General features: G+C 40.4%; 21 protein-coding genes. 8 read left to right on the top strand and 13 right to left on the bottom strand.

Annotated features, from left to right (window positions below; genetic code table 11):
- Positions 1 to 5: 5 nt before the first annotated feature.
- The 9 genes from CYO89_RS05915 to CYO89_RS05875 form a co-directional block, all read right to left on the bottom strand.
- Complete coding sequence (locus CYO89_RS05915; RefSeq protein ID WP_103597714.1) at positions 6 to 1,658, bottom strand: ATP-dependent metallopeptidase FtsH/Yme1/Tma family protein; 1,653 nt, start codon at positions 1,656 to 1,658, stop codon at positions 6 to 8.
- Positions 1,645 to 2,883: a tRNA (N(6)-L-threonylcarbamoyladenosine(37)-C(2))-methylthiotransferase MtaB gene (gene mtaB / locus CYO89_RS05910; protein ID WP_103597546.1), complete on the bottom strand. Its 1,239-nt coding sequence runs from the start codon at positions 2,881 to 2,883 to the stop codon at positions 1,645 to 1,647. The genes CYO89_RS05915 and mtaB overlap by 14 nt, the downstream gene beginning before the upstream one ends.
- Positions 2,883 to 4,472 (bottom strand): mechanosensitive ion channel domain-containing protein, encoded by a 1,590-nt coding sequence (locus CYO89_RS05905; RefSeq protein WP_103597545.1) that lies wholly within the window; start codon positions 4,470 to 4,472, stop codon positions 2,883 to 2,885. Before CYO89_RS05905 ends, mtaB begins: the two co-directional genes overlap by 1 nt.
- Complete coding sequence (gene aroB, locus CYO89_RS05900) at positions 4,469 to 5,506, bottom strand: 3-dehydroquinate synthase (RefSeq protein WP_103597543.1); 1,038 nt, start codon at positions 5,504 to 5,506, stop codon at positions 4,469 to 4,471. The genes CYO89_RS05905 and aroB overlap by 4 nt, the downstream gene beginning before the upstream one ends.
- A gap of 2 nt (positions 5,507 to 5,508) precedes the next feature.
- Positions 5,509 to 6,927 carry a COG3400 family protein gene (locus CYO89_RS05895; RefSeq protein ID WP_103597541.1) on the bottom strand — a complete coding sequence of 473 codons (1,419 nt, stop codon included), beginning with the start codon at positions 6,925 to 6,927 and terminating at the stop codon, positions 5,509 to 5,511.
- Between the two features lie 93 nt (positions 6,928 to 7,020).
- Positions 7,021 to 7,581 (bottom strand): ABC-type transport auxiliary lipoprotein family protein, encoded by a 561-nt coding sequence (locus CYO89_RS05890; protein WP_103597539.1) that lies wholly within the window; start codon positions 7,579 to 7,581, stop codon positions 7,021 to 7,023.
- Positions 7,578 to 8,513: an MlaD family protein gene (locus tag CYO89_RS05885; protein ID WP_103597537.1), complete on the bottom strand. Its 936-nt coding sequence runs from the start codon at positions 8,511 to 8,513 to the stop codon at positions 7,578 to 7,580. Before CYO89_RS05885 ends, CYO89_RS05890 begins: the two co-directional genes overlap by 4 nt.
- The gene (locus tag CYO89_RS05880; RefSeq protein WP_103558128.1) at positions 8,514 to 9,254 is read right to left on the bottom strand and encodes an ABC transporter ATP-binding protein; all 741 of its coding nucleotides are present in this window, start codon (positions 9,252 to 9,254) and stop codon (positions 8,514 to 8,516) included. It abuts the gene before it with no gap.
- Positions 9,251 to 10,357, bottom strand: coding sequence for an MlaE family ABC transporter permease (locus CYO89_RS05875; RefSeq protein ID WP_012001686.1), 1,107 nt, complete (start codon positions 10,355 to 10,357; stop codon positions 9,251 to 9,253). Before CYO89_RS05875 ends, CYO89_RS05880 begins: the two co-directional genes overlap by 4 nt.
- A 79-nt stretch (positions 10,358 to 10,436) precedes the next feature.
- Here CYO89_RS05875 and tgt point away from each other — a divergent pair, with 79 nt between their 5' ends.
- Together tgt and CYO89_RS05865 are read left to right on the top strand one after the other, a co-directional pair.
- Entirely contained in the window at positions 10,437 to 11,567 is a 1,131-nt protein-coding gene (gene tgt / locus CYO89_RS05870) for a tRNA guanosine(34) transglycosylase Tgt (RefSeq protein ID WP_103597535.1), read from the top strand.
- Positions 11,557 to 12,255 (top strand): CorA family divalent cation transporter, encoded by a 699-nt coding sequence (locus CYO89_RS05865; RefSeq protein WP_103597533.1) that lies wholly within the window; start codon positions 11,557 to 11,559, stop codon positions 12,253 to 12,255. Before tgt ends, CYO89_RS05865 begins: the two co-directional genes overlap by 11 nt.
- 49 nt (positions 12,256 to 12,304) lie before the next feature.
- Here the strand turns inward: CYO89_RS05865 and CYO89_RS05860 are convergent, their stop codons facing one another.
- Complete coding sequence (locus tag CYO89_RS05860) at positions 12,305 to 14,878, bottom strand: ATP-dependent Clp protease ATP-binding subunit (protein ID WP_103597532.1); 2,574 nt, start codon at positions 14,876 to 14,878, stop codon at positions 12,305 to 12,307.
- Positions 14,879 to 15,130: 252 nt separating this feature from the next.
- Between CYO89_RS05860 and CYO89_RS05855 the strand changes: the two genes are divergently transcribed.
- Genes CYO89_RS05855 through CYO89_RS05830 form a run of 6 tightly spaced genes read left to right on the top strand, consistent with a single transcriptional unit; the run spans position 15,131 to position 19,995 of the window.
- Positions 15,131 to 16,405 (top strand): S41 family peptidase, encoded by a 1,275-nt coding sequence (locus CYO89_RS05855; protein WP_258032545.1) that lies wholly within the window; start codon positions 15,131 to 15,133, stop codon positions 16,403 to 16,405.
- A gap of 16 nt (positions 16,406 to 16,421) precedes the next feature.
- Positions 16,422 to 17,132, top strand: a complete 711-nt coding sequence (gene purC / locus CYO89_RS05850; protein WP_009293856.1) for a phosphoribosylaminoimidazolesuccinocarboxamide synthase — start codon at positions 16,422 to 16,424, stop codon at positions 17,130 to 17,132.
- A gap of 8 nt (positions 17,133 to 17,140) precedes the next feature.
- A complete protein-coding gene (gene purS / locus CYO89_RS05845; RefSeq protein WP_002941745.1) occupies positions 17,141 to 17,377 on the top strand; it encodes a phosphoribosylformylglycinamidine synthase subunit PurS in 237 nt (78 codons plus the stop codon).
- Positions 17,374 to 18,039, top strand: a complete 666-nt coding sequence (gene purQ / locus CYO89_RS05840; protein WP_103597528.1) for a phosphoribosylformylglycinamidine synthase I — start codon at positions 17,374 to 17,376, stop codon at positions 18,037 to 18,039. The genes purS and purQ overlap by 4 nt, the downstream gene beginning before the upstream one ends.
- Positions 18,033 to 19,340: an SH3 domain-containing protein gene (locus CYO89_RS05835; RefSeq protein ID WP_103597526.1), complete on the top strand. Its 1,308-nt coding sequence runs from the start codon at positions 18,033 to 18,035 to the stop codon at positions 19,338 to 19,340. The genes purQ and CYO89_RS05835 overlap by 7 nt, the downstream gene beginning before the upstream one ends.
- Positions 19,321 to 19,995 carry a lysophospholipid acyltransferase family protein gene (locus CYO89_RS05830; RefSeq protein ID WP_258032540.1) on the top strand — a complete coding sequence of 225 codons (675 nt, stop codon included), beginning with the start codon at positions 19,321 to 19,323 and terminating at the stop codon, positions 19,993 to 19,995. The genes CYO89_RS05835 and CYO89_RS05830 overlap by 20 nt, the downstream gene beginning before the upstream one ends.
- A 481-nt stretch (positions 19,996 to 20,476) precedes the next feature.
- Here the strand turns inward: CYO89_RS05830 and lpxD are convergent, their stop codons facing one another.
- Genes lpxD through CYO89_RS05815 form a run of 3 tightly spaced genes read right to left on the bottom strand, consistent with a single transcriptional unit; the run spans position 20,477 to position 23,591 of the window.
- Positions 20,477 to 21,430 carry a UDP-3-O-(3-hydroxymyristoyl)glucosamine N-acyltransferase gene (lpxD, locus tag CYO89_RS05825; protein WP_103597522.1) on the bottom strand — a complete coding sequence of 318 codons (954 nt, stop codon included), beginning with the start codon at positions 21,428 to 21,430 and terminating at the stop codon, positions 20,477 to 20,479.
- Entirely contained in the window at positions 21,430 to 21,891 is a 462-nt protein-coding gene (gene ilvN, locus CYO89_RS05820) for an acetolactate synthase small subunit (protein WP_223227413.1), read from the bottom strand. The genes lpxD and ilvN overlap by 1 nt, the downstream gene beginning before the upstream one ends.
- Positions 21,892 to 21,896: 5 nt before the next feature.
- On the bottom strand, positions 21,897 to 23,591 hold the full coding sequence (locus CYO89_RS05815; protein WP_258032544.1) for an acetolactate synthase large subunit: 1,695 nt from the start codon (positions 23,589 to 23,591) through the stop codon (positions 21,897 to 21,899).
- Positions 23,592 to 23,915 lie beyond the last annotated feature (324 nt).

The raw sequence follows: 23,915 nt of genomic DNA, 5'->3' as shown, positions 1-23,915 counted from the left end.
CTTTATTAGTAGTTTTCATTTAAAATTTTAGCAAGCGTCTCTTTATCTACGCTCTCATAAGCAAGCAGATATGAGCTTATCCTTGCGATCTGCTCGTTCGTGCCCTTTAAAAAGGACATTATCTCATCTTTTGCTTGTTTTAAAATTTCTTCCACATCGTTTGGATTTGGCACGAAAGAATTTCCCATGCCGTATTCATAAACCATCTTTGAAGCGATCTCTTTTGCTAAATTTAGATCGTTGCTTGAGTTTGAAAAGATGTCGTTCTCATCTATCTCTAGCTTGCACATGCCAGAGATTAAAACCTTTATGCGTGAGAGCATCTGCGACTTTGACTCGATCTCTTGCTCAGTCGCCATAAAGCGGTCTTCAATGAGCGAAATTTTTTCAAATTTCACATCAAACCAGTAAGCACTTAGCGCCTTTGCACCTTGGTAGATGGCTTGAATTTTCTTCTCGCTCTCGCTGTAGCTTAGCACCTTTTTTTTGCCGAGCAAGACCTTGTTTAAAACAGCCTCAAAGTCCCTCATCCTAAGCACGCTTTCGCCGTTTCTTAGGGCATTTATCGCTGCTTCATTTACAAGCGTGCTAAGTGCCGCGCCAGAAAAGCCAACGCTCATCCTAGCGATATCTTCAGCTGACACTTCGCAGTTTTTGTCTTTTAGATATGTATTTAGGATAGCCACCCTGTCGTTATAATCAGGCATTGATAAAAATATACGCCTATCAAAGCGCCCTGATCTAAGCAGCGCCTCGTCGATCATCTCGATCCTATTTGTAGCAGCTATGACGATGACGCCAGAATTGTCCTCAAAGCCGTCCATCTCGGTTAGCAGCTGATTTAGCGTGGCTTCTCTCTCGTCGTTTCTAGCCCCACCCCTGCTCTTGCCAACGGCGTCTATCTCGTCGATAAAGATGATTGAAGGTGCGTAAGATTTGGCTCTGCTAAATAGCTCTCTAACTCTTTTTGCGCCCATTCCGACATAAATTTGCACAAAACTCGCGCCATTTTGGTAAAAAAACGGCACATTTGCCTCGCCAGCAACCGCCTTTGCCACAAGCGTCTTACCAACGCCCGGAGGGCCTATCATTAGCACGCCTTTTGGCATTTTGATACCAAAATTTCTATATTTTTGCGGATTTTTAAGAAAATCAACTATCTCACTAAGCTCGCTTTTGACCTCGCTAATGCCTGCCACATCGCTAAATCTCACGTTTGAGATGACTGGCATCGCATTTTGATTTAGCACGCTTTCTATCTCAAAAGCGCCGTCCTTTTTGCTTAAAAGGCTCTCCTCTTTTTTCTTAATAGCCCTAAAAATATAGGAGTACCAAAGCACAAGGCAAACAAAGATGATGCTTCCCCAGACCATGCCAGGAGTGATATACTGCACGCTTCGCTCGACTGGGACCTTTTTGATGAGCTCTTTTATGTCTATGCCCTCTTTTATGATGGCAAAGCGGTTATTTTGCGCATAGAGGATGACCTCATCTTCGTCGATGACCGCTTTATCGATGAAATTTCCATCCATTAGTTGCATATATTGCGAGTAGGTGATGTTTCGTGGCTCTTTGCTCACAGCAAAAAGTAGCGCTATTATCAGAGCCACAGCGGCTATTATCAGGATGTTTTTCTTGTTAAATTTAAATTTTTGCATAATTGGCATCTGGCTTAATTTCATATTCGCTTACCTCCAACCACTCTTTTGTTATGTCGTTTTGACTAGAAATTTTAGCTTTGTTGTAAAACTGATCAAAACCCTCGTAAAAGTCGCCGTTTTTTTGCTCGACTAAAATTTTTAAAGTCCCATTACGTTTTTTTCTAAAATTTTCATTATTTTGCAAAGCAATGCCTTGTAAAATTTTGAGCCTACTCTTTGCCACGTCGCCACTAACGTCGCTTTTTAGCGTCGCTGAGTGCGTATCACGCCTAGGCGAATAGACAAAAGCGTGCAAATGCGTGATAGGAAACTTCTTGAAATTTTCCACCGCCTCTGCCCAAATTTCTTCACTCTCACCTGGATGGCCCACGATATAGTCAGTCCCCAAAGCAAAGCCAAGAGAGCTTAGCTCATTAAAAAGCTCTAAGTCGCTAAATGCGTTGTTTCGCCTGCGCATGATCTTTAGCATCGCCTCGCTCGTGTGCTGAAGTGCGATGTGAAGATGGCGCTCCAACCACTCCTCTTTTAAAATTTCCCTAAAGCTCTCATCTATCTGGCTTGGCTCGATACTGCCAAGTCTTATGCGTCTGATGCCTGAAATTTTGCCTAAATTTGCTAGCAGTTTGCCAAGAGAGCTATTTGTATCCTTGCCGTAACTGCCTATGTTTGTGCCAGTTAGAACGAGCTCATTATAGCCATTTTGAGCTAAAATTCTAGCTTCTTTTAAGATCATCGCCTCGTCCATGCTCCTAGCTCTGCCACGCACTGAAGGGATGATGCAGTAGCTACAGTTAAAGTTGCAACCCTCTTGTATCTTTATAAATGCCTTTGTATGATTTTCGTAGTTTGTGACGATGTTTTTATCGACTGAGTTTAAATTTCCAAGCTCAAAAAAGGGCTTTTCTTGTTTTAAAAGCTCGTTTAGATCGCTCTTTTTACTAGCTCCCAGCACTCCGTAAATTCCGCTTGCAAACAGCTCCTTGCCCTTACTAACCGCCCCACATCCTGTTAGTATGACCTTTGCCCCGCGTCTTTTTACGCCGTTTATATAGTTTCTAACGCCACTATCAGCCGAGTTTGTCACGGTGCATGAGTTTATCACGACGATATCAGCGACCTCTTCGTCGTTTGTGATCTCGTAGTCTTTGATGTAGCTCTTTAAAAGCTCGGTGTCGTAGATGTTTGTACGGCATCCAAATGTCTTAAAAAATATCTTTTGCATTAGATATTTTCACCCTCTTGCTCAGCGTGATCTACATGATCGCTTGGCGTTTCTTTCTTGCCTATAAACATAGTTTGCGTTGGGTAAGCTATCTTTATATCATCGTGAGCCAAAAATGCCTCGATTATCTCAGCGCTTATCGTGCTTCTAAGAGCGAGCGTGGCGTATGAGTTAGACATATACCAGCATGAGATATTGATGCCATAAGGCTCAAAAAATGTATAAATTCTTGGCTCTACATTTGGATTTTTGATGCTGTACTGACTTCTTAGCTTGTTCATCTGGCGTTTTGCGATATCAGTGTAGCCTTTTGAATATTTTTTTACTATATTTTTTGCTAGATAGGCGGCCTTTTTGTGATTACTATCAAAGCTTATCACGACATCTATGCCGTCCCAAACGGTCTTCATGCCGTAGTGCGAGTAGTTTGCGATGAGGTCTGTAAAGATATAGTTATTTGGCACAAAGATGATCCTACCTGCACGGCGGTTTGTCTTATAAGTTGAGTAGCTAACGTCTTCAAAAACGGTTAGGCGAAGCAGTGAAATATCTATCACATCGCCCACAAATTCGCTACCGTCATGATAGACTCTGACGCGGTCGCCCACGTGGATCGTGCCACCAAACATGATAACCATCCAGCCAAGCATGCTCATAAACATATCTTTCATCGCGATGGCGATACCAGCTGAGGCAAAACCTAGCACAGTTACTAGATATGTGACGTTTTCGATGTATGAAAAGAGTAGGATTATGATGATAACGGTGATGTTTAACACGTTTAAAAATTTATTGACCGTGTAAAATCTCTCGTTATCAGTGATCGTTCTTTTAACGATAAATTTAGCGATAAATGTTAGTCCGATCGTTAAAAGGATGACGATGGCTGTGTAGCCCATGCTTAAAAACTGAGCCTTTATGTCAGATGTCGTCATATTTACCGCTTCGTCCGCCCTTTTTTCATAGACGCTATAAGTGGTATCAGCGATCTGTTTTGCCGCTTTGAAGTCGCCTATCTCTTGCTTTGCAAGGTTTAGACTTGCTCTATTTTGCTCGCTGTCATCTATCAAATTTAGCCTATTTAGCAAATTCTCTTTTGCTTCAAGCTTCTCAAGCAAGGTGTCAAGCTCTTTGATGTGCCTTTGGTACTCGATCTTGTCGCTTCTTATCTTTTTGATGTATGAAAAGCCAGATATTAGCGCAACTGGGCTATTTATCCTAGGCGGTGTCTCCATTTCTGGTGCTGCTAGCATATTTGAAAATGGCGTTTTCTCATACTCTTTTAGCAAATTTATCTGCTCTTTTAGAGTTTGACTTCTCTTTATGAGATCGCCACCTCTTTTTGAGCCTTTATCAAGCTTTTTAAGCTCATTTTCATTTTGCTCTAGCTCATCAAGAAGCTTTTGATAGGTGTTGTAGTTGGCGTATCTTGTGATCCAGATGTTATTTTTTAGGGAGTTATCTAGGTTTGAAATTTCTTTTATAAGCTCGCTATTTTGTAAATTTTGTGAGACATTTTGCTCAAGCGTAGCGTTTTCTTCAGCATAAAGCGCAAAGCAAAAAACTAAAAAAACTAGGATCTTTTTCATTTAAATTCTCTCAAAGTTTCTAAAACATCCTCTTTTTTGACGTCATTTTTGATGATCGCACTGCCGATTTTATCTGCGATGATGAAATTTATCTTATCACCTTTTGTCTTTTTATCCATAAAAAACGCCTCGTAAAATGCATATTCATTTTCTATTTTGTAGCTTACAGGCAGATCAAATTTCACTAAAACCTGCTTGATCTCTTCTGCCTGCGCCTCACTCATGAGACCTAGTCTAACGCTTAGGCGATTTGCCATATTCATACCTATAGCCACCGCTTCGCCGTGTAAAAATTCCTTGTAATTTGTCTCATTTTCTATGACGTGAGCAAAGGTGTGACCGTAGTTTAGGATAGCTCTTAGCCCCTTTTCTTTTTCATCTTGCTCGACCACTCGAGCTTTTAAATTTATCGACTTTTCAACCAGCTTAGCTAAATTTTCATCGTCTAAATTTACGCTCTTTAGCCAGTTAAACATCTCTTTATCAAATGTTATCGCCATCTTTAAAGCCTCAGCCACGCCAGCTGCAAATTCTCTCTTTGGCAGTGTTTTTAAGAAATTTATCTCACAAAAAACTGCCTTTGGCTGATAAAATGAGCCAATTAAATTTTTACCAAATTTGTTATTTACGCCCGTTTTTCCGCCCACACTAGCATCGACTTGTGCTAGAAGCGTGGTTGGGATATTTATGAAGTTTATCCCTCTTTCATAAATGCTAGCAGCAAAGCCCGTCATATCGCTGATGACACCACCGCCAAGAGCTATGAGCGTAGATGCGCGGTCAAATTTACTAACAAAAAGCTGCTCTAAAATTTGCTCTATCGTCTCAAGGTTTTTATACTCTTCGCCGTCTGGCACGCTTATGATAAATTTCTCATCACACTTTAAAACGCTAAGTAGCTTTTCAAGGTGAAGGCCCGCCACTTTGGCATTTGTGACGATACCGACCTTGCCTTTTAGCTCTAATTTTTCAAGCTCATTTATATAAATTTTATAGCTTGAGCCCTTTTTCTTAAGGTTTAAATTTATCTGCATTTTTACTCACTTACCGGCACAAAAAGCTGTGCGTTTTGGCTTAGTTTTTTATAAAGTCTATTTAAATTTGTCGATAAAAAGGCAAAAGCGCTGCCATTTGCCACGCTCTTGCTAAACATCACAAAATGAAGCAGATCGTTTGTGCCTTTTAGCTTTACTAGCGGGTTTTTGAGGCTGTGATTTTCTATCTTTATGCGCTTTGAAAAGAGCGTGCTAATGCTCTCAAAGTGCTCTTTTAGCGCCTCATCGTCGCTATGTTTGTTGTCAAAATAGTAAAATTTCATCTCCAAATCAAGCTGCGCGCAGCAGTCTGTGATGACGGCTGATTGGTTTTCGACCTCTTGGCTTTGATCGCCCAGTATCACGCCCTCTTTTACCTTTGAGAGCAAAATTTTACCAGTTTTTAGCACTGGGATTTTAAGCTCATAAAATAACTTTTGAAATTTAAAAAAGTACCTATCGTCGCTTATGATTAGTCCGATGTCGTGCTTTAAAACGTCATCTTTTATCGATTTATTATCACTATTAAAATAATCCATCAAAACAAGAATATTTTTCTCTTTTATCGCCTTTAGCGTCTCTAAATTTTCGCCCAAAGTTGGGTTTATCACCCTAAAAATAAGGCGCTTGTTATTTAGCTTTGAGTGCACATACAGGCTATCTTCGATGAGTTTGCTAACTCGCTCTTTGCTCATTGATCTCATATCTATTAGCGTGTAGATGTTGCTACCAAATGGGCTTGGAAACTGCCCGCTCTCGCGTTTTATCGAGCGGTAAACGTTTTGAAGTACGTTTGGATCGCCAACGATCAGCAAGATGTCGCTTGGCTGTATCATCAAATTTGGCTTTGGCAAGATGATCTCATTGCCCCTGTAAATGAGCGCTATACGCCACTTTTTCTGCGCGACTGAGCTAATGTGACGATACATATATGAGCTGCCAATAGGTACCTTCACCTCCATGATCTCACCCTCGCTAAAGCCGATATTATCAGCAAAGACTGGCATATCTGGCAGATAGTCCATAAGCCTTGAAGCCGCGATATCTCTGATATCAACCACACTTAGGTGCTTGTCGCTCGCGAAAGTCTCCTTGCACTTTTCGTCTAGCTCCCACGAGTTCATGAAAATAGTCTCAGTTTTTGTGCTGATCTGTCTTAAATTTTCATAAACAGCAACCGCCTCTTTTTCGTTGTCGCTCACTATACAAAACTGGCTAAAATAACCGTCGCTTATGCTCTTTAGCTTTGAAAGGCTCGTTGGATCAAACTGATAAAATGTGAAATTTTCATAATTTGCCTTTTGGCTAAGGTCTTCGCTCGAAACGACGATATAGTGGTGCAAATTTGATTTCGCTCCAAGAAGTCTGCTTAAAAAATTTCTAGCAAAAGCTCCATCTGCGATTATTAAAATTTTTTTCATTAATTCTCCGTATTTTAAAGCCACATTATAACAAAAGGTCTTTAAAATAAGCTATTTTGGCTATAAATTTAGGAATTTACAGCCAAAAAATTTTTAAGAGATTATTTCAGAGATAAGTGTGTCGATGGCTAAATTTGTAGCCTTATTTATCGTGTCAAAAATAGTGCTTGACCTTGGGTCTGGGCAGAAAATTTCTTTTGTTATCATGCCTGATTTTAGCGAGGTGTTTGCGTTAAATAGCTCGTAAGCTAGCGAAACTTCGGCTTTGTCGCCCCTTATTTGCAGTGAGATGATACTAACTTTTAGCCTATAGTCCTTCGCATTTGGCGAAAATATCGGCTTTGCAGCGCAGTTTGAGTAAAGCCCTTTTACAAGCGACTTATAGATCATCTCGCTTGGCTCAGAGACAAATTTAGCGTCGCTCAGGTATCTTATCTTGTTGTTTTCAGCAACTATTAGAATTTTTCTAGTATCTACCATATCAAGGGCGCTCACGTTTTCTATGAAGACATTTTTTAGCTCTTTTTGCTTGTTTTCAGCTGAGCACTCTTTGTTTGAGTAGTGAATTTCATACATAGTTGCCACTGGCACGTCGGTCTTTAGCGAGCAGCCAAAAAATAAAAATGCAGCCGCAGCGTATATCAAATTTCTCATTTTTTGTCCTTTTTATCTGTATTTGGCACTGGATTTGTGAAGAAAAACTCGTAAGGGTTATCCTCAAGCCTTTGAAGCGCACCTCTAAACTCACGAAGCGTCTTGTCAAATCCATTTAAAAACTCGCTAGCTTCTCTAAGCAGCGGCGAGAGCGTGTTTCTAAGGTCATATTCGCCATCTTTTGCCTTTTTGGCGATGAGCTCTTGTAGCGAGCTATAGCCATTTACAGCTGAATTTGCTGAAGAAAAAACTGAGTTTGCGCTTGCTATTAGAGTGTTTAAATTTTTAGCAAGCTCTTTTGTGTCGGTTTTGTTTAAGCTATCAGTGAAATTTTTTACATTTTTAACGATGCTATCAACCTCGCTTAAGCCATTTTCATCGGTTAAAACCTGAGTAAATTTATCGATATTTCTTAGGATTGATTCGATATGAGAGATATTTTCAGCTGAGAAAAAGCCATCAACTTTATCAAGAGTTTGATTTATCTTTAAAGTGATGTTCTCAGCGTTGTTTCCAAGCTTTGAAAGAAGGCTCTCTTCAAGCTTTAAGATAGGCTTATCGCCTGGTTTAAAATCCTTCGTGCCTCGGCTTATATTGATACTAGCCACGCCGCTGATAGCCTGAACTTCGATGCTAGCCACGCTATCAGCCTTGATAGGCAGATCCTCTCTTATCTTCATTGTGATGTTTATAAGAGCGTTTTTGTCATCGACAAAATTTATATCGCTAACGCTTCCAGCTGGTACGCCGATAAATTTAACCGTAGAATCAACCTTTAGCCCGCTTGGCAGCTCGGTCGTGTGGATGTAATACTCTTTAAAATCAACTTTTGTGTTATTTTTGCTAGTCATCCACCAGATAAATATAGCAAACGCTGTAAGGCAGGCTATGAAAAACATGCCGACAATGGTATAAGAATTTCTATTTTCCATCTACTTTTTCCTCATTTTAAATAGCTCTTCAAGCGGGTTGTTTTCAAGATGCTCAAGCTCTTTTATATCTCCCTCAAAGGCTATCTTTTTGTTATCTATTATCAAAAATCTATCCAAAATATCAAAAATACTATCCGCATCATGCGTCACCATGACGACGGTCACGCCGATGCTATCACGAAGCTCTTTTATGAGCGCGTCCATCTGCCGTGAGCTAACAGGATCAAGGCCGCTGTTTGGCTCATCTAAAAATAGCACCCTAGGGCTTAGCACCAAGGCTCTTGCAAGTGCAGCACGCTTTTTCATACCGCCACTTAGCTCGCTTGGATAGAGCATTGAAACCTCTTTTTTAAGCCCCACTTTTTGTATCCAAAACATCGCTATCTCATCGATCTGGCGCTTGTTAAATTTAGAGTACTCATGAAGCAAAACACCCACATTATCAAGTATCGTCATCGAGCTATAAAGCGCTCCAAACTGAAACATCGTCCCACTTTTTAGCTTTATCTCTTGCTGCTCCTTTTGGCTACTTTTCCACATATTGACGCCATCAAACGTTATATCACCCTTATTTGGCTTTTTTAAATATATCATCGTCTTCATAAGCGTCGTTTTACCAGTGCCACTGCCGCCTAAAAAGCCGTAAATTTCAGCCTCTTTGACGCTCCAGCTCACATTATCGTGCATTATTTTATCGCCATAACTTGTCGTTATGTTTTTTCCAACTATTATCTCGTTCATATCTTTAGCCACATAAAAATTATCGCGAAAAATGCATCAAGCGCAATGACCCAAAATATCGCATTTACAACGCTAACGGTTGTCATAGCTCCAAGGCTTTGGGCGTTTTGACTAACGCCAAATCCCCTCATGCACCCAATGATCGCTATCACCGCGCCAAAAAACGGAGCTTTTATCATACCAACAGCAAAGTGCCTAAGCTCGACCATCTCGCGAAATCTATTTAGATAGTCGCTAAAGCTGATATCAAGTATCGTTTGGCAAATGATCATCTGCCCTAAGATGCTTATGCTATCAGCTATAAAGATGATGACAGGTACGCAAAGCACCATGGCGATGATGCGTGGCAGCACCAAGAAGTTAAAAGGCTCAAAGCCCATCGTCTTCATCGCGTCTATCTCCTCAGTTAGCTTCATAGCGCCAATTTGCGCGGTAAAGCTAGAGGCCGACCTGCCCGCCACGACGATAGCAGCGATGAGCGGGGCCACCTCTCTAAGCGTTAGCATGCCCATGATCTCTACTATAAATATACTTGCCCCAAAGCTTGCAAGCATCGCACTGCCAAGATAAGCAAGCACAACGCCTATCAAAAAAGCGGTGAGCGATACGATGAAAACGGCATTTACGCCGCCATCTTTTATATAGTTGCTAAATTCTCTAAACCTTAAATTTGCAGGATTAAATAAAATCCTTACGCTCTTTATCAAAAACTCGCCCAAAAACGAGCCAAACTCAAGCAAATTTACAAATCCCTCGCAAATTTTCTCCCCCAATCGTGAGAAAAAATTTAGGCTATTGTGAGGCGGCATATATTTAAAATCGATCTTCTCGTCATTTAAAAGATCGCTCATCGCCTTTATCTTCTCATCATTTGTGATGATCTCAAATTTCTTGCCATTTAGCGTGTTTTTTAAAAGGATCAAAACAGCATAATCAATGCTCTTTAGCTCGCTAAAGTCAAATTTAACATTGCCTTTAAGCTTTTGGATTTTTTTAAAAATGCTTTGTAAATTTTTTGCGTCTTTATAGCTAAACTCGCCTGCAAATTTTATGGTCGCAGTGCCGTTTGCTTCGGTAAAAACGATATCATTTCTCTTTTGCAAAAAGTTCCTTTGCCTTAAAATTTCTGGATTATATTATAATTTTTGTTAAAATAAAAAATCAAGAATTTTAAGGACTTAGATGAAATTTGAAGTTATAAAAAAAGATGGCAATGCAAGGCGAGGCGTCCTAGCAACCGCTCACAGCGTGATACAAACGCCAGTTTTCATGCCAGTTGGCACGGTTGGCGCAGTTAAAAGCCTAGATGCCTTTGATATGAGTGAAATTTTAGACGCAAAGATAATTTTAGCAAACACCTACCACATGTATCTGCGCCCTGGCAGCAAGGTCGTGCGTGAGTTTGGTGGACTTCACGGCTTTTCTAAATTTGATCGCTCGTTTTTAACTGATAGCGGCGGATTTCAGGCATTTTCGCTTAGGTCAAACACCAAAAACGACGATGGCGGGATAAAATTTAAGAGCCACATCGACGGCAGCACGCACTACTTCACGCCAAGATCCGTCCTTGACACGCAGTATGAGCTAGGCAGCGACATCATGATGATACTTGATGATCTAGTCGCCTTGCCTGCTGAGCCAAAAAGGATAGATCTAAGCATAAAGCGAACGATAAAATGGGCAAAAGAGGCGATTGATTATCACAAATTTATGCAAAGCAAGGGCATTGGGCTAAACCAAAATATCTTTGGTATCGTTCAAGGCGGCACCGACTATGAGGCACGTAAATTTTGTGCGCAGGCACTAAACGAGATGCCATTTGACGGCCTTGCGATAGGAGGTCTTAGTGTTGGCGAGAGCAACGAGGCGATGTATGAGACGGTTGAGGCGGTTATGCCATTTATGGATGAGCTTAGACCGCGCTATCTAATGGGCGTTGGCACGCCTGAAGATCTTGTAGAAAACGTGGAGCGAGGCGTTGATATGTTTGACTGCGTTATGCCAACAAGAAACGCAAGAAACGGCACGCTCTTTACTAGCTTTGGCAAGATAAATATAAAATCAGCCAAATTTATAAACGACCACGCGCCGATAGACCCAGCTTGCCAGTGCTACACCTGCAAGCGTTACTCCAGAGGCTATCTAAACCACCTTTTTAAGGCAAGGGAGCTAACATTTTTTAGACTTGCAAGCCTTCACAACCTGCACTACTATCTAAATTTAATGAAAGAGATGAGAGAGGCGATAGAGGTCGGCGAATTTGCTAAATTTAAGCGAAATTTCTACGTAAAAAGGAGCGCAGATGAGCTATAAAAGCGCACTTTGTGGATATTTTTATGGAGATGCATTTGACTACATCACGCTCATCTCGTCATCACAAAAGCAAGTTTTTAAATTTTTATTTAAAGATGGCAAAATTTACAAAGAAGATCTTGAGCATGAATGCGATAAAAGCACGTTTGAAGTAGCTATTAAGGGGATTTGTAACGAATATGCAAATAAAATTTTAGAGCATCAAGACGAGCTAAATGAGTATGAGAAAATTTATGCTAGCAAGAAAAATTTTGAGAAATTTATAAAAAGACACCACTTTTTAAAGTATGAGATAAGGAAATTTCAAAATAGCATTTCGCACTTTTACGAAGCCCTTGCGATCTGCCAAAGCGAGCAACAAGGGCTTAAAAAAGAGCTTAAAAACAGCATCCATGAAGCAAGCGTATTTAAAACCATAGCCAACGAATACGCCTATAGAGTTGAAGATATCTATACATTTATACAAAGTGACAAAAACGACAAGATCAACAAAAATATCTACCTTTTAACGCTACTTTCGGTGCTATTTTTACCACTAAATTTTATCACTGGCTTTTTTGGCATGAATACAAACGGCATGTTTTTAAGCTCATTTAAAGATGGCACGTTGATAGTCTTTGCCTTTATAGCGATGCTTTGCGTGCTATTTTTTATATTTTATTACAGATCAAATAAGGATATTAGTTAAATTTATTTATGCTTGGCAAGTTGATCCAACCTGCCAAGTAAATTTGAAGTTATTTTTTCTTAATGATGATTTTCTCACCGTCGCTATCAATGGTGATCTCATCGCCACTTTCAAGCTCATCTTTCAAGATCATATCAGCGATCTTGTCTTCAACTAGCTCATAAAGCGCTCTTCTAAGAGGTCTTGCTCCATAAACTATGTCAAAGCCAGCTTTTGCGATAAATTTCTTAGCCTCTTCGCTTAAAACTGCCTTGATACCGCGGTTGTGAAGAGTTTTTTCAAGCTCTTTAAACATGATCTCTACGATAGATATTAAGCCTTGCTCATTTAGAGGATTAAATATGATAGTGTCATCAAGCCTATTTAAAAACTCAGGTTTAAAGTAGTTTTTAAGCTCGTTTTTAACAGCTACATCACGATCTTCGCCCTTTAGCTCCATGATGAAATTTGAAGCGATGTTTGAAGTTAAAATGATGATCGTGTTTTTAAAATCAACCGTTACACCTTTATTATCAGTCGCACGTCCGTCATCTAAAATTCCCAAAAGTATGTTAAATACATCTTTGTGAGCCTTTTCAACCTCGTCAAAAAGTATGACTGAGTATGGTCTTCTGCGAACTGCCTCTGTTAGCTGACCGCCCTCATCGTAGCCCACATATCCTGGAGGCGCACCAAGAAGCCTGCTCACGCTATGTTTTTCCATATATTCGCTCATATCAAAGCGGATAAGCGCCTTCTCATCGTCAAATAAGAATTTAGCCAAAGCCTTAGCAGACTGAGTTTTACCAACGCCTGTTGGTCCAAGAAATAAAAATGAACCAATCGGCCTTTGACCCTCATTTAGCCCTGCTTTGTTTCTCTTAACAGCACGTGCAAGTGCGTGTAATGCGTCATCTTGACCGACAACGCTCTCTCTTAGATGCTCTTCGATGCGCAGATATTTTTCTTTTTCGCTTGTTAGCATCTTTTTAACTGAAATTCCAGTCCATTTGCTCAAAATTTCAGCCACAAGCTCCTCATCGACTTGATTTTTAAGAAGCACGCCCTCTTTTTTCATGTGCTCCCATTTTTCTTCAAGCTCATGTTTGTGCTTTTTGGCGTCTGCTATCTTGCCGTATTCTATCTCAGCAGCCTTTTGAAGATCGCCATTTCTTTTTGCTATCTCAGCTTGTGATTTTAAGCTATCGATCTCTTTTGTTGCTTTTGAAATTCCGCCAAAAACGGCCTTTTCGTTTTCAAATTTAGTATCAAGCGCTAGCTTTTTCTCATTTAGATCAGCTATCTCTTTTTCGATCTCGCCAAGTCTTTCTTTGTTTTTATCCGCATCCTCCATCTTTAGAGCTTCTTTTTCTACTTGAAGCGTTACGATCTCACGTTTTATCTTTGAAAGCTCGTATGGTTCGCTCTCTATTTGCATCTTAAGCTCAGCTGCTGCCTCGTCGATAAGATCTATTGCTTTATCTGGCAAGAAGCGGTTTGCGATGTAGCGGTCGCTTAGCCTTGCTGCGGCAACTAGCGCGCTATCAGTTATCGTGATGCCGTGATGAACTTCAAGACGCTCTTTTATACCGCGTAAAATTTGAAGTGCCTCATTTACACTCGGCTCTTTGACGTCTATTGGTTGAAAACGTCTTTGAAGTGCTGCGTCTTTTTCAAAGTATTTTCTATACTCTTTTAATGTTGTCGCACCAACAGCGTGAAGCTCGCCACGCGCAAGAGCTGGTTTTAGGATATTTGCTGCGTCCATTCCGCCCTCGCTAGCACCAGCTCCTACTATGGTGTGAATTTCATCTATAAAAAGTATGATGTTGCCAGCTTTTTTGACCTCGTCGATGACAGCTTTTAGCCTATCTTCAAACTCGCCTCTATACTTTGCTCCAGCTACAACTGCGCTCATATCAAGTGCGATAACACGCTTGTTTGCAAGGCTTGTTGGCACATCGCGAGCCACTATCTTTTGAGCTAGCCCCTCAACGATAGCTGTTTTACCAACGCCTGGCTCACCAAGCAAGATAGGGTTATTTTTGCTCTTTCTTATTAAAATTTGCATCATTCTAGTGATCTCTTCATCACGTCCGATGACTGGATCAAGCTCTTTATTTAGGGCTTTTTGCGTTAGATCGATACCAAATTTCTCTAAGCTATCAAGTGTATCATCGCCAGTTTGGCTATCTATCTTTTTACCGCCTCTTATGCTCTCAAGATTCTTTTTGATCTCTAAGATGTCGCAAAATTTGCTTAAAATTTGTTTGATCTCACTAAGCTCAAGAGCAGAGATGATCCAAGTATCAACAGCTACGTAGCTATCGCCCATGCTTACCATTAAAGCTTTTGCATTTTCAAGCGAATTTATAAGCTCTCTTGAAACTGAAACGTTATCTTTTGTAACGTTTGAGCTACTTGGGAGTGACGAGATCTTGCTTTTTATCTCAAGCTCGACTGCGTCTTTGCTTATATTCATCTTATTAAATACTTGATTTAAAATAGAATTGCTATCAGCAAGCAAAGCCCAAAAGACGTGAAGTGGCACAACTTGTGGATTTTTAGAAAAGATCGCTAAGCTAACGCCTTTTTCAAGTGTCTCTTGCATCTGCGCTGTTAAATTTTCTGTTATGTCAGCCATTAAAGCTCCTTAAGTTATTTTATAATGGCGGCATTATATAACTTTAGTCTTATATTGTCAAGTATTTTTATAGCCTTTGTCACTCTTTTTATATAATTGCTAAAATTTGCTGTTATAAATTTGTGTTAAAAATAGACAAAAGATAAAAATATAAGGTTAAATTTATGCTTTTTTTAGCCAAATGTTAATAAAATTGAGCCAAAAAATATAGGAGATATTTTGAACAAATTTACTAGATCTTTTGCGCTAAAAATAACAGGCGCCATACTCATCTCAAGCGTAGCAGTAAATGCACTTTTTGCTAAAACCGAAGATGAGGCGAGTGCGAAACTTGAAGCACTTTCAAAACTTACAAAAACCATCTCAACCGTTGAAAAATACTACGTTGATGATATTAAATTTAAAGAGATAATCGACAAAGCCATCGCTGGTTTGATGCAAAATTTAGATGCTCACTCAAGCTTTTTAAATGAAAAAGCATATAAAGATATGCAGGTGCAAACAAGCGGAGAATTTGGCGGACTTGGCATAACAGTTGGCATGAAAGATAGCGCACTAACCGTTATCTCGCCTATCGAGGATACTCCAGCTGATAAAGCAGGCATAAAGGCAGGCGATATCATTTTAAGGATCGATGGCAACTCAACTATCGGTACAACGATAGATGAAGCTGTAAATAAGATGCGCGGCAAGCCAAAAACTCCGATAACAATTACGATTTTGCGAAAAGGCGAGCAAAAGCCATTTGACGTAAAGATCATAAGAGATCTTATAAAAGTTGAGTCTGTCTATGCAAAAATGATAGAAAACGATAACATCCTTTATATACGCGTCACAAATTTTGACAAAAACGTTGTCACAAAGGTAAAAGATGCGATCAAAGAGCATCCAAAAGCAAATGGCATCATACTTGATCTTAGAAACAACCCTGGCGGTCTTTTAAATCAAGCTGTCGATCTAGTGGATCTCTTTGTAGATAACGGCATCATCGTATCTCAAAAGGGTCGTGAAGCATCTGAAAATGTAGAGTATAAAGCAAGCGCTAGCAAAACCTTATCAAAACTCCCACTTGTAGTGTTGGTAAATGGCGGAAGTGCAAGTGCTAGCGAGATCGTAAGCGGTTCATTACAAGATCATAAGCGTGCGGTGATAATTGGCGAAAACACATTTGGTAAAGGTAGCGTTCAAGTAATCCTACCAATAGACGATACAGAAGCGCTAAGACTAACCATCGCAAGATACTACTTACCAAGTGGCAGAACCATCCAAGCAGTTGGCGTAACACCAGATGTAGTCGTGCATCCTGGCAAAGTGCCACAAAGTGATGATAGCGCATTTAGCATCAAAGAGAGCGAACTAAAAGCACACCTAAAAAGCGAGCTAAACAAGATAAATCCAACAAGCGAGGGCAATAAAACTGAAGCAAAAGATGATAAAAATATAATCACACAGAAAAAAGTCGATGAAGACATTCAGTTAAAAACAGCGATTGATACGATCAAAATTTTAAAGATAAAACAACAATAATCTAAAGGAGAACAACATGCAAAAAAGAGAGCTTATCTACGAGGGAAAAGGCAAGAAAATGTACGCCACAGACGATCCAAATTTACTTGTGGCTGAATTTAAAGACGATCTAACAGCATTTGACGCTCAAAAAAGAGGCAACGAAGCTGGCAAAGGTGCGCTAAATAACAAAATCTCTACTCAGCTTTTTAAACTGCTAGAGAGCAAAGGTATCGTCACTGACCTTGTTGAGACCATCAGCGACACTGAGCAAGTGGTCAAAAAATGCGAGATCATACCTCTTGAAGTTGTTGTGAGAAATATCGCAACTGGCTCACTTAGCAAAAGGCTTGGCATAAAAGAAGGCACGGTTCTACCTTTTACACTTGTTGAGTTTTACTATAAAAACGACGATTTGCACGATCCACTAGTTACTGATGAGCACTGCATCATCATGGGCCTAGTAAAGAGCGAAAAAGATCTACAAACACTAAGACACACAGCAAGAGAGATCAACTCTATATTATTTAAATTCTTTGCAGAGAGAAATTTAAAATTAGTTGATTTCAAAGTCGAATTTGGTATCGACAAAGATGGCAACATCATCTTAGCTGACGAGATAAGCCCTGACAGCTGCAGATTTTGGGATGCGACAACAAACGAAAAACTTGACAAAGATAGATTTAGACAAGACCTTGGTAGCGTAAAAGTAGCTTACGAAGAAGTTTTAAGAAGAATTCTTTCTTAAGGACAAAGATGAAAGCTGTCGTAAATATAGCATTAAGAAGTGGGGTCCTTGACCCCGCTGGTAAGGCAGTGGAGCACGCGCTAAATTCACTTGGATTTAGCGGTGTTTCAAATGTCAGGATAGGCAAACAAATCGTTTTAGATATCGACGAGAGCGATAAAAGCAAAGCAAAAGAGCAGCTAAAAGTTATGTGTGAAGAGCTTCTAGCAAATACCGTCATCGAAGACTACGAGATCGTGCTATGAAAATAGCCATCATACTTTTTCCTGGCACAAACTGCGAAGAAGATACAGCTCACGCTTTTAAGCTACTTGGCTGCCAAACGCAGATAATTTGGCACAAAGAAGATAAGATCGATGCTGATCTAGTCGTTTTACCTGGTGGTTTTAGCTATGGAGATTATCTAAGAACAGCTGCAATAGCTAAATTTAGCCCAGCTATGCAAGCTGTAAAAGAGCATGCAAAAAAAGGTGGCTACATATTGGGAATTTGCAATGGCTTTCAGATGCTTCTAGAGCTTGGACTTTTAAAAGGTGCGATGAGAAGAAATGAAAATTTAAATTTCGTCTCAAAATACCACCATCTAAAAGTGATCTCAAATAACAATAAATTCCTAGCAAATTTAGCCAAAGACGAAGTGGTAAATATACCTATCGCTCATGGCGAGGGCAACTACTACACCGACGAAGATACGCTAAAAAGCCTATATGATAACGAGCAAGTCCTGCTAAAGTACTGTGACAGCCACGGCAATGAGATAAATCCAAATGGCTCAGTTGATAGCATAGCTGGGATTTGCGATGAGAGCAAGAGGATCTTTGGTCTTATGCCTCACCCAGAGCGCGCTTGCGAGAAAATTTTAGGCACAGATGATGGCATGAAGATGTTAAAAGGGTTAGTTTGGTAAAACGAACACTTTTTATCGCCCTACTCGCGCTAAATTTATTTGCTGCAAACACTGATGAAGTCAGCGTTTTTGACATGATGGATGAGGCAAGAGAGGATAAATTTGTAAATAGCCCAGGTTCAAAGCCACAAACAAAGACTCCAAGCGAAGAAGAAATATCAAGAAAGCTCGTCTCTCCACGCTCTATCGCCCCACAGCCAGAGCGTATCACTCCAGAGCAGATGCGAAATATCGTGCCGACAAACGAACCAGACATCAGCGTCCCTGATAATCAAGTCTATGACAAGATAAAAATAAAAGACCTCCTTTTAAAAGCGACAAATATCCCTAAAAATGTCGTCGTAGGAGAAATTTTTAGCGTTGAGATCGTAGCTGATACACAAAGTGACCTTGAGTTTGAGTTTGAGACACAGCTAGATGAGACAAATATCAAATGGCTAAACAAGAAGAATTTTCAATGGGTAAAAGGCGAAGAAAACAAATACATCGGCACTTTCTACCTTGAAGCAACGAGCATTGATGCAAAGACTTTACGAGTTAGCTTGGATCTAAAAAGAAATGGCGAGAACTATCAAAACTCAAACATAAATATCTTTTTACCAAAGCTAAAAGAGCTTAGAAGTGACGAGAACTACAACCACATCGTCGCTGACAACCTTGAGGTAAAGAAATTTAAAACGACTAAATTTGATGACATAAACAACATCATGGTCGTTGAAATTTACGGCAACAATGTCGATCTAAGCGCCTTTAATATCGAAAATAAAACGATCCTAAAGCAAGGCGTAGATACGATAAATGGCGACTTTAACTCGCAAAGTGCATATTATTTTGCGGTATTTAAGCCAAACAAAAAGACACTTGACTTTAACTACTACAACCTAAAAAAAGCTAAATTTGAGAGCTTTTCACTGCCTGTAAGCGTCGAAGAGGACGAGGTTAGCACGCAAATCGGTCTAAATCCAAAACAAAGCGAATTTAGCACCTACAAAGATATCACTATCTACTCTTTGGTCGCTATCTTTATCTTGCTAGCGATCTGGCGTAGAAAGCTAAGCTACTTCTTTGTAGCGGCCGTTTTTATAGCACTTGGAATTTACACTTACAATCCTTTTGGCAAAGCAGTGCTTAAGCCAGATGTGAGCGTCACTATCTTGCCAACTAAAAATTCAACCGTTTTTTATACATCTCGCAAAAATGAAAATGTTGAAATTTTAGACACAAAAGATGACTACTCAAAAATTTTATTCGCAGATGGTAAAATCGGCTGGGTAAGAAAGGGTGATCTTGTCAAAAATTAGAGCTTTTTTCTTTTCTATTGAATTTGTTATAAGCGTCGTTATTGTCGTACTTTTTATGTGGCTCTTTAACTCAAAAAATAGAGCCATAAGAAAATTTTGGGGCAGATCGCAGAGATTTTTTGGTGGATATAAGCTAGAAGTGATCGGTAAATTTAGCGACGAAGCAAATATCTTGCTGATAAATCACCAAAGCATGCTTGATATCATTGCACTTGAAGAGATCCATCCTAAAAATATCTGCTGGATCGCAAAGGCACAGATAGGCAAGATCCCGATCATCGGTAAAATTTTGAGCCTTCCAAAGATGATAGCAGTCGAGCGAGAAAATAAGCACTCGCTAATAAAGCTTTTAAGCGAAGCAAAAGACAGAGTAGAAAATGGCCGTGTTTTAGCGATATTTCCAGAAGGCACAAGGTCTCAAACCAAAGAGCTCTTGCCATTTAAAGGTGGCGCAAAGTTGCTAGTTGAAAAGCTAAATTTAAAGGTTCAGCCTATCGTAATCGTCGGAAGCGATGCGATGAAAGTGAAAGAATTTAGCTTTAAAAAAGCTGACATCAAGCTCTTTTGTCTTGATCTAGTCGATACCTCGAAAGAAAACTGGCTAGAGGCGACTAGAGAGAGCATGCAAAAAGTCCTAGACGAAAATAGAAAATAAATTTAGCTTTGTAAATTTCTTTTCTAGATTTCACATTTTAAGCAACCACATAAAGAGTTAAAATTAATAAGCGATAAAACAAGTGTTGGTGTGATATTACCTTATAAATTTAGGCAAATCATATTAGTAAAAAAGAATTTTATCCACCAGCGTTTTGCTAATATCTTTTAGAAGTTTTTATATATCAAAGCATGTATCCAAATTTGCTTTTTACCGCCACGAGCAAACAAGCTTTAGTAGATGGGCTGCTCTCTACATCATTTAACACAAAAATGACTACATCTTATAACACTTTGCTCATATTAGTTCAGCCATTTTATTATGAGCGTTAAATTTTATTTAAATCTAATGCTTAAATTAGATCTCTTGCTGGCTATTTTTATTAGCCATAAATATGGTTTGGGATTGCGGTGAAATAAAATAAAAGAAAAATTTAAATTATATAGATATGACAACTATTTGGCGGAGAGCTCCGCCAAATTTAGTTTTTCTTAAAAAATCTCAATATCTTTGCTTGTAGTTTAAACTGCTCTGAAAGCTCCATTATCGGATAAGCTCCAGCGTATTTTTTGCCACCAGGTAGGTCTTTGCTCACACCTCCGCGTGCCGCGATCTGAGCGAAGTCTCCGACGCTTACGTGCCCAGCTGAGCCACTTTGTCCGCCCATGACGACATTTCTGCCTAGCACTGTTGAGCCAGCAAGTCCAGTTTGTGAGACGATGAGGCAGCCATTTCCAAGCTCGCAGTTGTGGCCTATTTGAACGAGATTATCTATCTTTGTGTAGTTTGCGATCATCGTGCTTTCAAAGACGCCACGATCTATCGTCGTGCAAGCGCCGATCTCGACAAAATCGCCCAAAACAACGTTGCCGTTGTGATAAATTTTTACATGCTCGCCAGTTTTTGTATGCGCATAGCCAAAGCCGTCGCTGCCGATGACGCAGTTTGCTAGCAGGTGGCACTCATTGCCGATGACACAGTCATTATAGATGACGACGTTTGGGTGGATGATGCAGTTTTTGCCGATAGTTACGTTATCGCCCAAAAAAGCCCCGGCCATCACTATCGTATTTTCGCCAACGCTCACGTTTGAGCCTATATAGACATTTGGCATTATAGTGGCGCTCTTGGCGATATTTGATGGTTTTGGCTCGCAAAAAAGCGGCTTAGCGTAAATTTTACTAAGGATAGCAAATGCAAGGTGCGGGTTGTCGCACACAAGCGCTACCATGCCAGCTGGCACTAAGTCCAAAAGCGATTTTGTCACCAAGATAGCTCCAGCGTTTGAAGTGCTTATAAATTTGGCATTTTTCTCGCCATCGCAGTATGTTAGCTCAGCTTTATTTGCATTTTTTAAAGAATTTAGAGCAAAAATTTCAAGATCTTCTCCGCTAAAAGTAGCATCTACTTTTAAGGCTATTTCGCTTAGTTTCATCATATATCCATTATCACAGATCCGCCGCGCACGACATCAACTGGGTTAAATTTCTTTATCGATTTTAAAAAGCTCTCTACTCTGCTCGCATCATCAGCCACCATGACAACGATGTAGTTTTCGTTTGTGTTTGTGACGATGCCATTGTATGTCTTTAGTATCGCCTCAAGGCCGGCGAAATTTTCGCCAAGTGGGATTTTCACAAGGGCCATCTCTTTTTCGACAAATTCGCCACTTTCTATGACTTTGTATGTTGGGATGAGCTTATGAAGCTGTTTTACGATCTGCTCTAAAACCCTCTCATCGCCGCTTGTTACGATGCTTAGCCTTGAGAAGTTGCTCTCAGGTATCGGAGCAACTGTGAGCGTGTCGATGTTGTAGCCCCTGCCCGCAAAAAGCCCAGAAATCCTAGCCAAAACACCATGTTCATTTAAAACTATAACCGATATCGTTCTTCTTATACTGCTCATTTTTCTTCCTTGCTCTTTAATATCATATTATAAATCGCAGCCCCAGCTGGAACCATAGGAAGCACGTCTTCAAAGCGGTCTATCCTCACGTCGATAAGTGCTGATTTTTTACTCTTGATCGCCTCTTTTAAAGCCTTTTTAAACTCATCTTTGCTCTTACAAACAAAGCCAACGCCGCCAAATCCCTCAACGATCTTTGTAAAATCAGGCTGAAGGCTAAGGTCAGTCGATGAGTAGCGCTTCTCATAGAAAAATGTCTGCCACTGGCGCACCATGCCAAGGAAGTTGTTATTTAGGATGATGTTTATAACAGGGACATTTGTCTCATAAGCAGTCATCAGCTCTTGAATATTCATAAGTATCGAGCCGTCGCCTGTGAAATTTATGACTAGATTATCCGGCATAGCGCACTTTGCGCCGATCGCTGCAGGGAGGCCATATCCCATCGTGCCAAGGCCGCCACTTGTGACAAACTGCCTTGCGCGATTAAATGGATAAAACTGCGCCACCCACATTTGGTGCTGACCGACGTCTGTCGAGATGATAGCCTCAGGGCCTGCTATTTTTGCAGTCTCCTCGACGACCCATTGTGGTTTTAGCACAGTGTCGCTGTCTGTGTAGCTAAGTGGATTTAGCTTTGAATATCTATCTAAAATTTCTCTCCAAGGCGCGTAGTTTTCAGGCTTTGCTTTGACTTCGTCGTAAAGCTCATTTAGCACGTTTGCAAGGTCGCCAACTATCGGATAGTGCGCGTTTATGATCTTTGAAATAGAGCTTGGGTCGATGTCTACGTGGATGATCTTAGCGTGCTTGGCAAACTCGTCAGTTTTACCTGTGACCCTATCGCAAAATCTAGCGCCAAGCGAGATAAGAAGGTCGCACTCGCTAAGAGCCATGTTTGAAGCGTAGCTGCCGTGCATGCCCGCCATGCCTAAATTTAGCTCATCTTTTGCGTCAAGCACGCCAAGAGCCATCAGCGTTTCGACTGCTGGAATGCCTGTTTTTTGCATAAATTTACGGATGATCTCGCTCGCATTTGACGCGACCGCGCCGCCGCCTATATAAAGAAGCGGCCTTTTAGCCTCATTTATCGCAGCTGCCGCCTTTTTTATCTGCTTAGAGTTGCCTTTATATGTCGGCTTGTAGCTTGGGATAGAAATTTCTTTTGGATATACAAAGTCGCCAAGCTTTGATGTGATATTTTTTGGGATGTCGATGTGAACTGGTCCTGGGCGGCCTGATCTTGCGATGTAAAAGGCCTCTTTTATGATGCGAGGCAGCTCCTCGACGCTATTTACTAAAAAGTTGTGCTTGACACATGGACGCGAAATGCCGACTGCGTCGATCTCCTGAAAGGCGTCCGTACCGATCATAAATGTCGGCACCTGACCGCTTATAAGCACGATCGGTATGCTGTCGCTGTAGGCTGTGGCAAGGCCTGTGACTGCGTTTGTAAAGCCAGGGCCGCTTGTTACAAATGCAACTCCCACTTTGCCGCTAACCCTTGCGTATCCGTCTGCTGCGTGCACGGCTGCTTGCTCGTGGCGAACCAAAACGTGTTTGTAGTAAGTTTGTTTGTATGTTTCATCGTAGATATTTAAGGCTGCGCCGCCTGGATAGCCAAAGACTATATCAACGCCCTCTTCGTGCAAGGCCTCGCTTATCATCTGCGAACCAGAAATTTGTTTTATCATCACTTTAGCCTTTTGATAAATTTATCGCAAATTATATCCCAAAGCATTTTAAATCCATTTTAACTTTTTAGCGAAATTTGGGCGTTATCTTAATTTTTTTGAAAAAATTTTGAGTTAAAAAAGCGAAAAATACAAAATATTTTACATATATTTATACATATTATTTTTAGTATTTTAATAAATTTGGCAAATTTAGAGCAAAATTTAAAAAAGCGGAGGGGCGCCAATCCAGCCAATCCAGCCAATCCAGCCAATCCAGCCAATCCAGCCAATCCAGCCAATCCAGCCAATCCAGCCAATCCAGCCAATCCAGCAAATCCA

The organism is Campylobacter concisus (assembly GCF_002913765.1).
GTDB lineage: Bacteria > Campylobacterota > Campylobacteria > Campylobacterales > Campylobacteraceae > Campylobacter_A > Campylobacter_A concisus_BB.
The sequence above is the reverse complement of the archived record's forward strand: the minus strand, read 5'-3'. Positions and strand labels throughout refer to the sequence as shown.

What these genes read in the sequence shown, in the direction of transcription:
- CYO89_RS05915 (WP_103597714.1), bottom strand. Translation starts at nt 1,658, where the DNA reads ATGCAAAAATTTAAATTTAACAAGAAAAACATCCTGATAATAGCCGCT.
- mtaB (WP_103597546.1), bottom strand. Translation starts at nt 2,883, where the DNA reads ATGCAAAAGATATTTTTTAAGACATTTGGATGCCGTACAAACATCTAC.
- CYO89_RS05905 (WP_103597545.1), bottom strand. Translation starts at nt 4,472, where the DNA reads ATGAAAAAGATCCTAGTTTTTTTAGTTTTTTGCTTTGCGCTTTATGCT.
- aroB (WP_103597543.1), bottom strand. Translation starts at nt 5,506, where the DNA reads ATGCAGATAAATTTAAACCTTAAGAAAAAGGGCTCAAGCTATAAAATT.
- CYO89_RS05895 (WP_103597541.1), bottom strand. Translation starts at nt 6,927, where the DNA reads ATGAAAAAAATTTTAATAATCGCAGATGGAGCTTTTGCTAGAAATTTT.
- CYO89_RS05890 (WP_103597539.1), bottom strand. Translation starts at nt 7,581, where the DNA reads ATGAGAAATTTGATATACGCTGCGGCTGCATTTTTATTTTTTGGCTGC.
- CYO89_RS05885 (WP_103597537.1), bottom strand. Translation starts at nt 8,513, where the DNA reads ATGGAAAATAGAAATTCTTATACCATTGTCGGCATGTTTTTCATAGCC.
- CYO89_RS05880 (WP_103558128.1), bottom strand. Translation starts at nt 9,254, where the DNA reads ATGAACGAGATAATAGTTGGAAAAAACATAACGACAAGTTATGGCGAT.
- tgt (WP_103597535.1), top strand. Translation starts at nt 10,437, where the DNA reads ATGAAATTTGAAGTTATAAAAAAAGATGGCAATGCAAGGCGAGGCGTC.
- CYO89_RS05865 (WP_103597533.1), top strand. Translation starts at nt 11,557, where the DNA reads ATGAGCTATAAAAGCGCACTTTGTGGATATTTTTATGGAGATGCATTT.
- CYO89_RS05860 (WP_103597532.1), bottom strand. Translation starts at nt 14,878, where the DNA reads ATGGCTGACATAACAGAAAATTTAACAGCGCAGATGCAAGAGACACTT.
- purC (WP_009293856.1), top strand. Translation starts at nt 16,422, where the DNA reads ATGCAAAAAAGAGAGCTTATCTACGAGGGAAAAGGCAAGAAAATGTAC.
- purS (WP_002941745.1), top strand. Translation starts at nt 17,141, where the DNA reads ATGAAAGCTGTCGTAAATATAGCATTAAGAAGTGGGGTCCTTGACCCC.
- purQ (WP_103597528.1), top strand. Translation starts at nt 17,374, where the DNA reads ATGAAAATAGCCATCATACTTTTTCCTGGCACAAACTGCGAAGAAGAT.
- lpxD (WP_103597522.1), bottom strand. Translation starts at nt 21,430, where the DNA reads ATGAAACTAAGCGAAATAGCCTTAAAAGTAGATGCTACTTTTAGCGGA.